This window comes from Nocardia sp. N2S4-5, assembly GCF_044628355.1.
Classification (GTDB): Bacteria; Actinomycetota; Actinomycetes; order Mycobacteriales; family Mycobacteriaceae; genus Nocardia; species Nocardia wallacei_B.
The window spans coordinates 1,384,295-1,397,169 of record NZ_JBIUPM010000001.1; the positions used below are offsets into that span (position 1 = coordinate 1,384,295).

Below are 12,875 nucleotides of genomic sequence, written 5' to 3' on the forward strand. Positions count from 1 at the left end.
CACTTCCGCTGGGCGAATGTCCTAGAGTCATCCGCATTCCGGCGAACGACGAGGTCACCGGGATTTTCCAACAATCGGAGCACGCCATGGCGCGCGTGCCGGTATTTCCCGCGACGAACCGGAAAATAACTTCCGTTCGAAATTTTCTGACACATCAGATGAGGGATGTTCATGGAATTCATCGAACTGGCCGATTATCCCCTGCGCGCCGGTCGGGTGACGGAATGGCTGGCCACCGCGGACACGCACTGGGCCGACTGGCCCCGCGATGCCCGCGCGGTGTCCTACAACCATCAGCAACATCTGCGAGAGGCGCTCGAGCACAATCGGATTCGCACCCGGCGGCACTGCTGGCTCGGTCAGGCGCTGCGGATCGACGGCCCTCTGGACGCCCGCGCCTGGACCGCCGCCCTGGCGGCCTGGGTCGACCGGCACGAGGTGTTGCGCAGTCACGTCGCGGTGGAGGGCGGGCGGGCCGCGCGCTACACCCTGCCGCCGGGACGCGCCGTGATCCGGGCGGGCGATGCGGGGCGCCCCGCCTCGGCGATGTCGGCCTACCGCCTCGTGCACCAGTTGCTCGACGACCGCACCTCGCCGCTGGACTGGCCGTCGCACCTGTGTGTGACGATCGACCACGGCGACTCGTTCACCGCGATCGTGGCCGCGGACCACGCGATGATGGACGGATACTCGACGACCTCCATCGGCGGCGAGCTGCGCGCCCGCTACGACGCCGCCCGCACCGGGCACCGGGCCGAACTCCCGCCGACGGCCAGTTATCTCGATTTCTGTCACCTGGAGCGGGAACGCGCAGAGGCGGCCGACGCGGACCACCCGGCCGTGACACTCTGGCGCGAATTCCTCACCGGCGCAGCCGGTTACGTGCCGACACCGGGCGAACTAGCCGAGGCCGCCACACGACCGGTCACGGACCTCCGGCACCCGACGGCGGCGCGGCCGGACAGGGCCGGTGCCGCGGCGGAGGTGGCAAGCGCCGCGCCGCAGCGCACCCTCGCGATCGAGGTCCTCGACGCCGCGGCGGCCGATCGCACCGCCGCCACCGCCCGCGCACAGGGCCAGGGGCTGGCCGCGGTGCTGACGGCCGCCTTCGCCGCCGCGCACGCCGAACTGACCGGCGCCCGCGAATTCCGCACCGTCGTGCCCATGCACACCCGCGACGAGCCCCGGTGGGCGGACACCCTCGGCTGGTTCGTCGGCCTGGCGCCGTACCGGATCGACTGTGACGCAGGCACTCTCGCCGACCTGGTGGTCCGGTCCGGTACCGAGCTGCGCCGGGTGCGCGGCGCGGCCACGGTGCCCTTCGGACGGGTGTGCGAACTCCTGGACATGCGCCCGCGGGTGTCGTTCATGGTGTCCTACATGGATATTCGCGCGATGTACGGCGCGGACCGCTGGCTCGAATCCGATACCCGCTGGCTGCGTAGCCGCACCCGCTCGGCCGACGAGTTCTTCTACTGGTTCCTGCGCACCCCCGCCGGGGTGACGCTCAACATGCGTTATCCCGGCACCACGCGGGCCACCCGGGCGGTGCACCGCCACGCGCTGCGACTGCGCCGACTGCTCGACGGCTACTCCCGCGACGGGCACGTACCGCTGCACCGCGCCGCCGCAACCACCCTCCCCCTCGGACAAGGAGCATCGACATGGAGATGATCCACCTCACCGACTGGCTGCCCAAGCCCGGCGAACTGCTCGAATTCGTGCCCACTCCCGCCGCGGTGACCGCCGCGGCCGCGGCGCCGCCCGCGCCGATACCGCCGTCCTACATCCAGGAGTTCCACATCCGATACTGGCAGCGGCGGCGTCGCGAATCGAACCCGGCCGACGTCGCCCGCGAGGTGCGGACCGAATTGTCGATGTGCTTCAGCATCGCCGCACCGCTCGATCGCGAGGCGCTGCGCCGGGCATGCGCCGACTTCCTGCGCCGGCACGACAGTCTGCGCTGCCGGTTCGACGACACCGGGGCCACCCTGACCCGGCACGTCCTGGCTCCCGGCGACGTGGCGCTGGAGACGGTGGTCCACGGTTCCTATGCATCGGGCGAAGCCCTGCGCGACCGGCTCGCGACCCGCTTCCAGGCGCCGGACCCGACCGTGTGGCCCGCGTTCGCCTGCGGCGCGATCGATCACGGCACCGACGGCTTCACCGTGTATCTCAGCCTCGACCACGCCTTCTCCGACGGCACCTCGCTCGTCGCGGCGATCGCCGAACTGCACCACCTCTACACCGCCCACGCCGGGGGCACCGCGCCCGCGCTCCCCCCGGCCACCGACTACGCCGAGTACGCCCGGGAGGAACGCGACGCCATCGCCGCGCGGCCACCGGAGCTGGAGCGCCTGGCCCGCCTGCTCGCCGACAACGCCGACCGCATCCGGCCCACACCCTGGGACCTCGGTCTGGCGCCCGGCGAGTTCGGCGACAGCACCGGCCTGCGGTTCGACCTGCTCACCGGCGCGCAGTGCGACGAGTTTGCCGCCGCGTGCACGGCGGCCGGCGGCTCGTTCACCGCCGGGCTGTACGCGGCGATCGCGCTGACCGAACTCGAAATCGCCGGGCGCACCGGCTATCTGGGCCTCAACGTGCTGGGCACGCGCACCGATCCGCGTTTCCGGCTCACCCAGGGCTGGTTCGTCAACCTGCTGCCCGTCGCGTTCGATGTCGGCCCGGCCGCGCGATTCGGCGAACTCGCCGGGCGCGCCCGCGCCGCGCTGCACGAGATCAAGCCGCTCACCGGTATTCCGCTGCTCGCCGCGCTCCCCCGCGCCGCCGAGCTCGCCGGGCGCGCGCTGCCGCAGGTCCGGGACTGGCCGTGGGTGTCCTACATGGATATGCGCCCGATCTCCGGAGATCTGCTGGAACGCTCGATGCCCGGCCTGCACGGCATCCGCGGGCTCGGCTCGTCCTCCCGGATCGGCCAGCCGTCGCCGCTGTGGTTCAACCGGGAGGCCGATCGCGTGCACGTGGCGGTGATGTTCCCGGACACCGCGCGGGCGCATGCCTCGGTCACCGCGTATCTGGAGCGGCTGCGCGCGGTGGTGTGTGCGGTCGCGGCCACCGGTGAATACGCCACGGCCGCACCGGGTTCCGAGGTGACCTGATGCGGCTCACGTTCCTCGATCGGCTCACGGTGCCACCCGGCACGCTGCTCGAGTGGGCGGTCTCGGCGGATCCCGGCCCGGTTCCCGATCCGACTCCGCCCACCTCGAACCAGCTCCTGCACCTGTCCGCCACACCCCCGACGGCCTGGCTCGCCGCCACCTTCGACGTGCCCGGTCCGATCGACGAAGCGGCGCTGCGGGCCGCCTTCGCCGCCTGGCTGCCCCGTCACGACGCGCTGCACTGCTGTTTCACCGCACCCCGGGCGGCGACGGGAGCGGGGCTGCGGCTGGTGTCCGACAACGACATTCGGCTCGAGCCCCGTCCGCCGGTGCGCTCGGAATCGGCGGACGAGCTGCGCCGGATGCTCGGCGAGCGGCTCGACGCGGCGTGCGCGCCGTTCACGTTTCCGCCGTACTTTCTCGGCGCGGTCAGCCGCCCGGGAGTATCCACGATCGTCTGCGGATTCGACCATGCCGTCTGTGACGCGTGGTCGATCACGCTCGCCGTCACCGAACTCGACGAGTTGTATCGGACCGCCTGCGACGACGGTCCGGCCGCGCTCCCGGCCGCCGTCGCGCGGCTGCCCGAGGCGGGGAGCTTCCTGTCCTACTGCACCAAGGCGGCGGCGAATCCGCCGCCGGACAGCGCGGCGCTGCTGCGGGAATGGCACGAGTTCCTCCGTGCGGCCGGGAACGACCTGCCGCACTTCCCTTTCGATCTCGGTGTGCCCGCGGGCGCGACCGCCGAGCCGGGCAGCGAGGTCCGTACGGTCCTCACGCCCGGCGCGGCCGCGGCGCTGCACCGGACCGCGCGCGAGGGCGGCCACTCGATCTTCGCGGTCGTGCTGGCGGCCGTCGCCCACACCGTGGCGAAACTCGGCGGCGGCGGCCACACCGACCTGGTGTTCCCGGTGCACACCCGGCGAGAACCACGCCACCACAACACTTTCGGATGGCTGGTGGCCAACGCGCCCGCTCGCATCCGGGCCGGTGACGACCTCGCCACAACGATTCCCGGTGCGGCCGCGGCGATCCGCGCCGGGCAGCGGCTGGCGCGGCTACCGGCCGTCACCGTGTTCGAGGCGATGGAGCCCGCGCTCCGCCGGGATCGCCGCGGCCTGTTCAGCGTGTCCTACACCGACTACCGGCTGCTGCCCGGCGGCTCCCGCAGCGAGTTCGGGCGTGCGCTGCCCCGGCAGGCCACTCAGCTGAGCCGGTCCATGCCCGTCGACGATGTGCAGTTGTGGTTCGCCCGCACCGACGACGGACTCCGGCTGCGCACGCGATTCCCGGACACCCCCGCCGCGCGGGCAGTCGTCTCCGAATTCCTCGATGTACTCACCGATCTGGTCCACACCGCCGCCCGCGGCTGAGCAGTATCCCGGTGGAAAGCCCGTGCTCCCAACCTCGGCGGTACCCGCCGCGACCGGCTACGGTGGCGGCCGGATTTCCGCGGTGAGAGGCGAAGTGGTTGGCGGCGAGGCTGTTTCGGTGGGTGGTCGGCATTGCGGTGGTGGCGGTCCTGGCAGCGGTGCCGGGTGCGGGGTTCGCACCGGGTTTCGACACGCCGGACTGGTTCTACCATCAGCGCTTGGCCTGGCGGGACTGCGAGCGCGCGGACCTCGACGCGACCGGGACGCGGTGTGCGACCGTGCGGGTGCCGCTAGACTACACGCGGCCGTTCGGGCGCACACTGTCGATCGCCGTCTCCCGCGTCCCGGCCACCGATCCGGACCGGCGCCGCGGCGTGCTGGTGTCGAACCCGGGCGGCCCCGGGGCGGCCGGGCTGGATTCGGTGGGCCTGCTCGGCGATGTACTCAGCCCGGACGTGCGGGCGAGTTTCGACCTGATCGGGATGGATCCGCGCGGCGTGGGCCGCTCCGACGGCGGACGTCCGTGCGGCTGGCAGGTCGGCGAGATGGTGCGTTCGGCGGGCGCGACTCTCGCGGGTTTCCTGCACGACACCGGCGTCGCGGCGGCCATGGCCGCGGACTGCGTGACCGACGATCCCGAGCGGGCCCGGCAGCTCACCACTCGCAACACCGCCCGGGACATGGACGTCCTGCGGGCCGCGCTCGGCGAGCGAGCCATCAGCTATTTCGGCGTCTCCTACGGCACCTATCTCGGCGCGGTCTACACCCAGCTGTTCCCGCAGCACAGCGATCGCGTCGTGCTCGACAGCGCTATCGATCCCGGCCGGTATTGGGCGGGGCTGGTACAGGATTGGGGCCCCGCCGACGAAGCCGCGCTCGACGACTGGGCGGCGTGGGCCGCCACTCGCGACGACGTGTACCGGCTCGGGAACTCCCCGCAACTGGTCCGAGCGACCGTCGAGGACCTGCTCGCGACCGCGGCCCGGCAACCGATCGTCCTCGACAACTTCCGCATCGATGACCATTGGCTGCCGTTCATCCTGCACAACCTGCTCAACAGCTTCCGGTCGAACGAGGCACTCGCCGACACGGTGCGCGAGATCGCCGACGCCGCAACGGGTCCGCCCGCCGCCGCCCGCGGCACGCGGCTGGCGGCGGTGCTGTCCGCGCTGCGCGAGGGCGAGAATTCCGAACTGGCCTTCATCGCCTGCGGCGACGCCCCCGCACCCACGGACCCCGGATGGTATTGGGAGGGCATCGAATCCACCCGCGCGACGCAGCCGGTGTTCGGCGCCCTGGCCAACAATATTCAGCCGTGCGCGTTCTGGCCCCGTCCCGCCGAACCCGCGACCACGGTACGCAACGCGGTGCCCGCGCTGATTCTGCAGGCCACCGGCGACCCCCGCACCCCGTACGCGCACGGCGTCCGGCTGCACGGCGACCTGACCGCGTCCCGGCTGGCCACGCTGCGGGACGTCCGCATTCACATGACCTTCCGGCCGGACCTGAGCCGCTGCCTCGGCGACGCCGTCAACACCTACTACGCCACCGGCGTGCTACCGGCCACCGACCTCGTGTGCCAGGCGGACCGGGCGAACCCGTAGCCCCGCCGCGGCGCGGTCAGGCGCGCGGCGCCTCGACATAGAATTCGGCCCCGAGCGCGCTGAGCGCCTGCCGGACACCCGTCGGCGCCCAGCTCACCTTCGGGTCGTGCCGCACCACCGGAGCGCGCACGGTCTCGGTGCGGCCGTTGATCTCCAGCTCGAACTCCCCCGCGGCCAGGATGTTCTTCAGCCAGTCCACCTCGCGGCCGTAGGTGAGCGCGACGCGGTAGACGCCGTCCTGCGAGAACACGGTGACCGGGGTCCGGTACTGCCGCCCCGAACTCCGCCCGCGATGCACGACGACGGCCAGACCGGGCGCGCGCCCGGCGACCAGGCCCGCGACCCGGTTGGTGACCCGCCGGTTGAATTTCGCGAGCGCGTGCGGAAACGGCATGACTACCCCTCTCGACGATCCCTGCGGCACAGGCTACGCCCGCCGCCGCGCCCGCGCGCCGGATCGGGACCGGGCACCCGGCACGGTCTTGTCCCGCAAGCACATTCGGGCACCGGCTACGGTGTCCACGGCCGCAGCCGCACCCGCTGCCCCGGCCGCACCTGCGCCAGCAGATCCACATCCGCGTCGATCACCGTGCCCACCACCGGGTAGCCGCCGGTGATGGGGTGGTCGGCGAGGAACACCACCGGCTGCCCCGACGGCGGGACCTGGATCGCGCCCAGCGCCATGCCCTCCGTGGGCAGTTCGGCGGTGTCGGCGCGGGTCAGCGGCGGGCCACCGGCGCGGTCGAGCCGCACGCCGACCCGGTCGGTGTCACTGGAGACCTGCCACCATCCCGCGAACAGATCGGCGGGGCGGCGGAACCAGTCGTCGCGGGGGCCGAGCCGCACCCGCGCGGTGATCGGACCGGTGGTCATCGGGGCGACCGGCGCCACCTCGACCGACGGCCACTCCCGCGGCGGCGGGCCGACCGGCAGCACGTCACCGGCGGCTAGCGGCTCCGGCCCCAGACCGGCCAGCGTGTCGCGGCTGCGCGACCCGAGCACCGGCGGCACCTCGAGACCGCCGCGCACCGCCACGTAGCACCGCAGCCCGGCCGTCGCGAGACCCAGCTCCAGCCGCTGCCCCTCCGCGAGGAACAGCACCGACGCGTGCGCCTCCGGGCGGCCGTCGACGGTCAGCGGCGCGGGTGCACCGGTCACCGCGATCACCGCGGGCTCGGGGAACTCCACCCGCAGCCCGCCCAGCGCGCATTCGATCGCCGCCGCCGACTCCGGGTTGCCGACCAGCCGGTTAGCCAGCGCGAACGATCGCCGGTCCGCCGCGCCCGACACCCCGACCCCGGCATGGAACCAGCCCGGGCGGCCGAGGTCCTGAATCGTGCTCAGCGGCCCCGGCGCGATTACCCGCAGGGCCGCACCGCTCACCGCGCTGCGACGCCGGATCGGCACTGCCACAGTGTCTTTCACGCGTCCTCCCGAACGAATCGGACGCGCGCGCCGGGGCGCAGCAGCGCCGGTTCCGGTCGCCGCGGATCCCACATCCGCACGTCGGTGGCGCCGATGAGGCGCCAGCCGCCGGGCGTCCTGCGCGGATAGACGGCGCTGTAGCCCCCGGCGAGCGCGACCGACCCGGCGGGCACGGCCGTGCGGGAACGGTCTCGCCGCGGCACCGACAGACCCGACTCCGCCGACTCCAGGTATCCGAATCCGGGAGCGAATCCGAGAAACGCGCACCGCCACACCGCGCCGGTGTGCCGGGCGATCAGCTCGTCCTCCGAAATACCCAGCAGCCCAGCGGTTTCCGCCAGGTCGGCGCCGTCGTAGCGGACGGGGACGAGCACCGGCTCGAGATCGTCGGCGGGTTCGGCATCCCCCGTCGCCACGGCCTCGGCCAGCTGCCGCAGCCGCGCCTCGACCGCCTCCACCCGCGCCCGCGGATCGAGGGTGACCAGCACGGTTTCGGCCGCGGGCACGTGGTCGCGCACACCCTCGACCGGGTGGCGGCGCAGCTCGTCCACCAGCCCGGCCAGCGTGCCCGGCGCGGGGATCAGCAGCAGCGCCCGGTCGCCGGCGGGCCGGATGTGCAGTCCGCTCACGAGAACGCCTCTACCTCGATGCCCTTGGCGGCCAGCGCATCCCGGATGGATCGGGCCATCGCGACCGCGCCCGGCGAGTCACCGTGCACGCACAGGCTCGCGGCGGGGACCGCCACCGCTGCGCCGTCCACATCGCGGGCCTCGCCGCGCACCGCGATCGAGATCGCCTGTGCCAGTGCGGCTTCCTCGCCGAGGACGCTGCCCGGAGTGCCGCGCGCGACCAAGGTACCGGAAGGTGTGTAGGCCCGGTCGGCGAAACCCTCGGCGTGGAAAGCGATTCCGGCCGCCGCCGCGGCCGCGGCCAGCTGCGACCCGGGCAGGCCCAGCAGGCCGAGCCCGCCGTAGCGGGTCAACGCCCGCACCACCGCGTCGGCAACCTCCCGATCCGCCGACGCCGCGTGGTACAGCGCGCCGTGCGGCTTGACGTAGCGGACCCGGTCGCCCGCGGCCCGCGCGAACGCGTCCAGCGCGCCGATCTGGTACAGGCATTCGTCGGCCAGCTCGTCCGGTGGCACCGCCATCGCGCGCCGGCCGAACCCGGCCAGGTCCCGGTAGGAGATGTGCGCGCCGATCCGCACCCCGCGGGCCACGGCCAGCTCGCAGGTGCGCCGCATGATCGCCGGATCGCCCGCGTGGAAGCCGCAGGCGATGTTGGCGCTGGTGACGATGTCCAGCAGGGCCGCGTCGTCACCCATCGACCAGGCGCCGAAGCCCTCGCCCAGATCGCTGTTCAGATCGGTCATCATCCTCACCCGCCTCGGATCGGTTGTGTCACAATAGTTCCCGGCCGCGGGTCTCCGGCAGTCCGAACAGGGCCAGGACCGCCAGCGCGTAACCGAGCGCTCCGAACAGCATGGCACCGGCCAGTCCGAGCGTCGTCGAGGCCAGGTAGCCGACCACCGTCGGGAACACCGCGCCCACGCCGCGGCCGAAGTTGTAGGTGAAGCCCTGGCCCGTGCCGCGGGACTCGGTCGGGTACAGCTCCGCCGAGTATGACCCGAAGCCGGAGAAGATGGCCGAGGTCGAGAAACCCAGCGGGACGCCCAGCACCAGCACCAGCGTGTTCGCGCCCGCGGGAATCCGGGTGTAGGCGACCATGAACACCACCGACAGCACCGCGAACAGCTGGATGGTGCGCTTGCGGCCGAGCCGGTCGGTGAGCACCCCGCCGGTGACATAGCCGACGAACGCCCCGCCGATCAGGAAGAACAGATAGCCGCCCGTGCCGACCACATCCAGCTCGCGGCTGTTCTTCAGATAGGTGGGCAGCCAGGTCGCGAGCGTGTAGTAGCCGCCCTGCACACCGGTCGCGAGCAGCGACGCGAAGACCGTGGTGCGCAACAGCCGCGGCCCGAAGACTGCGCCGAACCCACCGGGCGCGACCGTCCGCTCGCGCTGCTCGGTGACCGCCTCGGCGTCGGTGACGCTGCGCCGCACCCAGACGATCAGCAGCGCGGGCAGGGCGCCGGTGAAGAACAGCACCCGCCAGGCCACCACCTCGTCGAACACCTCGAACACGACGGTGTACACGCACACGGCCAGTCCCCAGCCGACAGCCCACGCGCTCTGCACGAAGGCGACCGCGCGGCCGCGGTACTCGGGCTTGGCGTACTCGGCGACCAGGATGGCCCCCGCCGCCCATTCCCCGCCGAAGCCCAGGCCCTGCAGCGCGCGGAACACCAACAGCGACTCGAAGTTCCAGGCCAGCCCGCACAGCACCGTGAACAGGGCGTACACCGCGATGGTGAGCTGGAGTGTGCGCACCCGGCCGATCCGGTCGGCGAGCACGCCGGCCAGGGCGCCGCCCGCCGCCGACACCACGAGGGTGACGGTGGTCAGCAGACCGGATTGGCCGGTGCCGATGGCGAAGTAGGAGGCGATCGCCCCCAGCGACAGCGGCAGCACCTGGAAGTCGTAGGAGTCCAGTCCGTAGCCGCCGAACGCGCCGAAGAAGGCGCGCTTACCGACGCCGCTCAGGCTGCGGAACCAGGCGAAGGCTCCGGTGCCCGGGCGGGCGGTGGGAACGGTGGGCATGTTCGTCATGATGACCCCTCGGAGTCGGGAGGGTGTGGCTCAGATCTCTATCGTAGGAAATCGTTCAACGATCCTGCAATACCACGAACGGATCGTTCCGGAATCCTTCGGCGGACGGGTAATCTCGGTCTCGCACAGTCGGCCGCTGGACGAGGAGGACCCACCCGATGACGTCGGCCCCCGCCGGGAGCTACACCGCCCTGGCCGCGCACCGCGATCGGCTGGATCGCGCCAGCCGCAGCGCCCAGGTCGCCGATATCGTCCGCGAGGGCATCCTGGACGGTGCGTTCCGGCCCGGCACGCGGCTGTCGGAGCCCGATATCTGTGCGGCGCTGAAGGTTTCGCGCAATACGCTGCGGGAGGCGTTCCGGACGCTGATCGAGGAGCGGCTGGTCGTGCACGAACTCAACCGCGGTGTGTTCGTGCGGATTCCGAGCGCCGAGGATGTCGCCGAGGTCTACAAGTGCCGCCGCATCGTGGAATGTGCCGCCCTGCGCGACCATCCGCGCACTCGCGCCGACCTCGGGCCGGTGGCCGCCGTGCTGGCGAGCGCGGATCGGTGTGCGGCGGAAGGGGATTGGACCGGCGCCGGTACCGCGGACGTCGAGTTCCACCGCGCCGTCACCGCGCTCAACGACAGCCGCCTGCTCGACGCGCTGATGTCGAACGTGTGGAACGAACTGCGCCTGATCTTCCACGTGGTGTCCGACCCGACCACCTTCCACGAGCCCTACCTGCGCCGCAACCACGAGGTCTTCGACACCCTCGCGGGCGGGGACGCCGCGGCCGCGGCCGACATGCTCGCCGACTATCTCGGCGACGCCCAGGCCCAGATTCTCGCCGCCTACGCCGAACTCGACCGGGAGTACTGAGGCGGGCATGGGCGAGATCATCGCGGTCTACGATCCGGCCGGGCGCGAGATCGGCAGCGCGGAGCGCGCGGTCGTCTACGCCGAGGGACTCTGGCACGCCAGCGCGGGCGTGCTGGTGCGCTCGCGCGACGGCGAACGGCTGTACGTGCATCGGCGCACCGACACCAAGGCGGTGTTCGCGGGTATGCACGACTGCCTGGCCGGCGGCGTGCTGGCACCGGGCGAGGAGCCGGCCGCGGCCGCCGTGCGGGAACTGGCCGAGGAACTGGGCATCACGCCCGGCCCCGGCGACGACGGCCCGTTGCCGCTGGCGAGCGCGTCCTGGGACGGCGAGTGGCTGGGCGCGCCCATGCGCTGCCACCTGTTCGCCTACGAACTGCGCCACGACGGGCCCGTCCGGCATCAACCGGAGGAGATCGCCGACGGCTGGTGGTGGACCGACGCCGAACTGCGGGACCGCCTCCGCGACCCGGACTGGCCGTTCGTGCCCGACACCCGGGTGCTGGTTCCCGATCTGCTGCGCTGACCCCGAATCCGCCCTCGAACAGCACCGCCGGATATCGATCCGGTCGGCGCCGGGCGCTCAGAGACGGACTGCCTCCGAACGCATTCCGTCCGGGCAGCCCGCGTCCACGGCGGCGGCGCTCTGCGGCGCGATGGCCCAGCTGACCGGCATCTCGATCCACGGGCACACCACCGTGCCGGTCACCGTCTGGGTCTCCGGCGTGCTGTTGTAGCACACCGACTGCGCGCAGTAGACGCCGTCGGGAATCGCCGCCGCGGCCGGTCCCCCGGCCGCCGCGCCCACCCCCGCGATCGCGGTACACAGCCCGGCCACACCGAATGCGATGCGTTTCATCCCTGCTCCGTTCTGGACCGGCGCCCGGCGCCGGATCGGTGGTCACCGACGAGCAACGTGCCGGATACTCTAACCCCGATCCGGGGCGCGGCACCGGCGACACGATCGATTCCGCGCTTCCTCCCCCACCGCGGCGACATCGTGGAATGATGCCGGGCGAAATCGTCCCCGCGTTCCGACTCCAAGGAGAACCGCCCCGGTGAGTAGTGTTCCGCAATTCCCACAGCCCGAGACCGACCGAAACAGCACCCCGGTTCGCAAGCAGCGCAAGGCGTTGCGGCGGGCGGGCCTCGTCGCGGCGGGCGTGGCGATCGCGATCCTCGTCACCGGGCGGGCCGCCGCGGCGCCCGAGCCGCTGCACACCACCGCACCCGGCTGCATGACCTCCTCCGGCGCACAGCCCAACGGCAAGCAGTGGCCCGCCGAGCCCGCGCTGACGATCGATCCGGGCTATCCGTACGCGGCCACGCTGCAGACGAACTGCGGCGCCATCGCCGTCGATCTCGACGCCGCGCGCGCCCCGCGCACGGTCAACTCCTTCGTCTTCCTTTCCGGCGAGCAGTATTTCGATCACACCCGCTGCCACCGCCTCACCACCGAGGGCATCTTCGTGCTGCAGTGCGGCGATCCCACCGGCACCGGCAGCGGCGGCCCGGGCTACCGCTTCGACGACGAGAACCTGGCCGGGGCCACCTATCCCGCCGGCACCGTGGCGATGGCCAACGCCGGGCCGAACACCAATGGCAGCCAGTTCTTCCTGGTCTATTCCGACAGCCGCCTGCCCGCGAACTACACCCCGTTCGGCCGGGTGAGCGCCGGGATGGACGTGCTGCAGAACATCGCCGCGGGCGGCACCAAGGACGGCTCCGGCGACGGCGCGCCGTCCACCGATGTCGTCTTCGAAAGCGTGACGGCGCAGCACAATTGAGTCGACGCGGGAGGCGGCAGTGCCGCCTTCCG

The 12,875-nt window shown here is 72.3% G+C and carries 13 protein-coding genes; 7 read left to right on the top strand and 6 right to left on the bottom strand.

The features are described 5' to 3' along the window. Positions 1-171 precede the first annotated feature (171 nt). The 4 genes from ACFMRZ_RS06195 to ACFMRZ_RS06210 all read left to right on the top strand — a co-directional run bounded on the left by ACFMRZ_RS06195 (position 172) and on the right by ACFMRZ_RS06210 (position 6,096). Entirely contained in the window at positions 172-1,674 is a 1,503-nt protein-coding gene (locus ACFMRZ_RS06195) for a condensation domain-containing protein (protein WP_400178267.1), read from the top strand. After that, positions 1,665-3,119, top strand: coding sequence for a condensation domain-containing protein (locus tag ACFMRZ_RS06200; RefSeq protein ID WP_400178268.1), 1,455 nt, complete (start codon positions 1,665-1,667; stop codon positions 3,117-3,119). Before ACFMRZ_RS06195 ends, ACFMRZ_RS06200 begins: the two co-directional genes overlap by 10 nt. Beyond that, positions 3,119-4,492, top strand: coding sequence for a condensation domain-containing protein (locus ACFMRZ_RS06205; protein ID WP_400178269.1), 1,374 nt, complete (start codon positions 3,119-3,121; stop codon positions 4,490-4,492). The genes ACFMRZ_RS06200 and ACFMRZ_RS06205 overlap by 1 nt, the downstream gene beginning before the upstream one ends. Positions 4,493-4,590: 98 nt before the next feature. Then, complete coding sequence (locus ACFMRZ_RS06210) at positions 4,591-6,096, top strand: alpha/beta fold hydrolase (protein ID WP_400178270.1); 1,506 nt, start codon at positions 4,591-4,593, stop codon at positions 6,094-6,096. Positions 6,097-6,112: 16 nt separating this feature from the next. Here ACFMRZ_RS06210 and ACFMRZ_RS06215 read toward each other — a convergent pair whose 3' ends face one another. From ACFMRZ_RS06215 to ACFMRZ_RS06235, 5 genes are all read right to left on the bottom strand, one after another. After that, entirely contained in the window at positions 6,113-6,490 is a 378-nt protein-coding gene (locus ACFMRZ_RS06215) for a nitroreductase family deazaflavin-dependent oxidoreductase (protein WP_400178271.1), read from the bottom strand. A gap of 116 nt (positions 6,491-6,606) precedes the next feature. Further along, positions 6,607-7,479 (bottom strand): biotin-dependent carboxyltransferase family protein, encoded by an 873-nt coding sequence (locus ACFMRZ_RS06220; RefSeq protein ID WP_400182785.1) that lies wholly within the window; start codon positions 7,477-7,479, stop codon positions 6,607-6,609. Between the two features lie 38 nt (positions 7,480-7,517). Then, positions 7,518-8,150, bottom strand: coding sequence for an allophanate hydrolase subunit 1 (locus ACFMRZ_RS06225; RefSeq protein WP_400178272.1), 633 nt, complete (start codon positions 8,148-8,150; stop codon positions 7,518-7,520). Then, positions 8,147-8,896, bottom strand: coding sequence for a LamB/YcsF family protein (locus tag ACFMRZ_RS06230; protein WP_400178273.1), 750 nt, complete (start codon positions 8,894-8,896; stop codon positions 8,147-8,149). Before ACFMRZ_RS06230 ends, ACFMRZ_RS06225 begins: the two co-directional genes overlap by 4 nt. 25 nt (positions 8,897-8,921) lie before the next feature. Further along, the gene (locus tag ACFMRZ_RS06235) at positions 8,922-10,184 is read right to left on the bottom strand and encodes an MFS transporter (protein ID WP_400178274.1); all 1,263 of its coding nucleotides are present in this window, start codon (positions 10,182-10,184) and stop codon (positions 8,922-8,924) included. Between the two features lie 167 nt (positions 10,185-10,351). Here ACFMRZ_RS06235 and ACFMRZ_RS06240 point away from each other — a divergent pair, with 167 nt between their 5' ends. Beyond that, a complete protein-coding gene (locus ACFMRZ_RS06240) occupies positions 10,352-11,056 on the top strand; it encodes a GntR family transcriptional regulator (RefSeq protein WP_400178275.1) in 705 nt (234 codons plus the stop codon). A 7-nt stretch (positions 11,057-11,063) separates the two neighbouring features. Then, complete coding sequence (locus tag ACFMRZ_RS06245; RefSeq protein ID WP_400178276.1) at positions 11,064-11,582, top strand: NUDIX domain-containing protein; 519 nt, start codon at positions 11,064-11,066, stop codon at positions 11,580-11,582. A gap of 57 nt (positions 11,583-11,639) precedes the next feature. On the opposite strand, the gene ACFMRZ_RS06250 is transcribed toward ACFMRZ_RS06245, so the two are convergent. Further along, positions 11,640-11,915, bottom strand: coding sequence for a hypothetical protein (locus ACFMRZ_RS06250; protein ID WP_400178277.1), 276 nt, complete (start codon positions 11,913-11,915; stop codon positions 11,640-11,642). A gap of 199 nt (positions 11,916-12,114) precedes the next feature. Here ACFMRZ_RS06250 and ACFMRZ_RS06255 point away from each other — a divergent pair, with 199 nt between their 5' ends. Beyond that, positions 12,115-12,843 carry a peptidylprolyl isomerase gene (locus tag ACFMRZ_RS06255; RefSeq protein WP_400178278.1) on the top strand — a complete coding sequence of 243 codons (729 nt, stop codon included), beginning with the start codon at positions 12,115-12,117 and terminating at the stop codon, positions 12,841-12,843. Positions 12,844-12,875 lie beyond the last annotated feature (32 nt).

Coding starts and splice junctions, on each gene's coding strand:
- ACFMRZ_RS06215 (WP_400178271.1), bottom strand. CDS start 6,490: ATGCCGTTTCCGCACGCGCTCGCGAAATTCAACCGGCGGGTCACCAAC.
- ACFMRZ_RS06195 (WP_400178267.1), top strand. CDS start 172: ATGGAATTCATCGAACTGGCCGATTATCCCCTGCGCGCCGGTCGGGTG.
- ACFMRZ_RS06245 (WP_400178276.1), top strand. CDS start 11,064: ATGGGCGAGATCATCGCGGTCTACGATCCGGCCGGGCGCGAGATCGGC.
- ACFMRZ_RS06250 (WP_400178277.1), bottom strand. CDS start 11,915: ATGAAACGCATCGCATTCGGTGTGGCCGGGCTGTGTACCGCGATCGCG.
- ACFMRZ_RS06230 (WP_400178273.1), bottom strand. CDS start 8,896: ATGATGACCGATCTGAACAGCGATCTGGGCGAGGGCTTCGGCGCCTGG.
- ACFMRZ_RS06235 (WP_400178274.1), bottom strand. CDS start 10,184: ATGCCCACCGTTCCCACCGCCCGCCCGGGCACCGGAGCCTTCGCCTGG.
- ACFMRZ_RS06240 (WP_400178275.1), top strand. CDS start 10,352: ATGACGTCGGCCCCCGCCGGGAGCTACACCGCCCTGGCCGCGCACCGC.
- ACFMRZ_RS06200 (WP_400178268.1), top strand. CDS start 1,665: ATGGAGATGATCCACCTCACCGACTGGCTGCCCAAGCCCGGCGAACTG.
- ACFMRZ_RS06205 (WP_400178269.1), top strand. CDS start 3,119: ATGCGGCTCACGTTCCTCGATCGGCTCACGGTGCCACCCGGCACGCTG.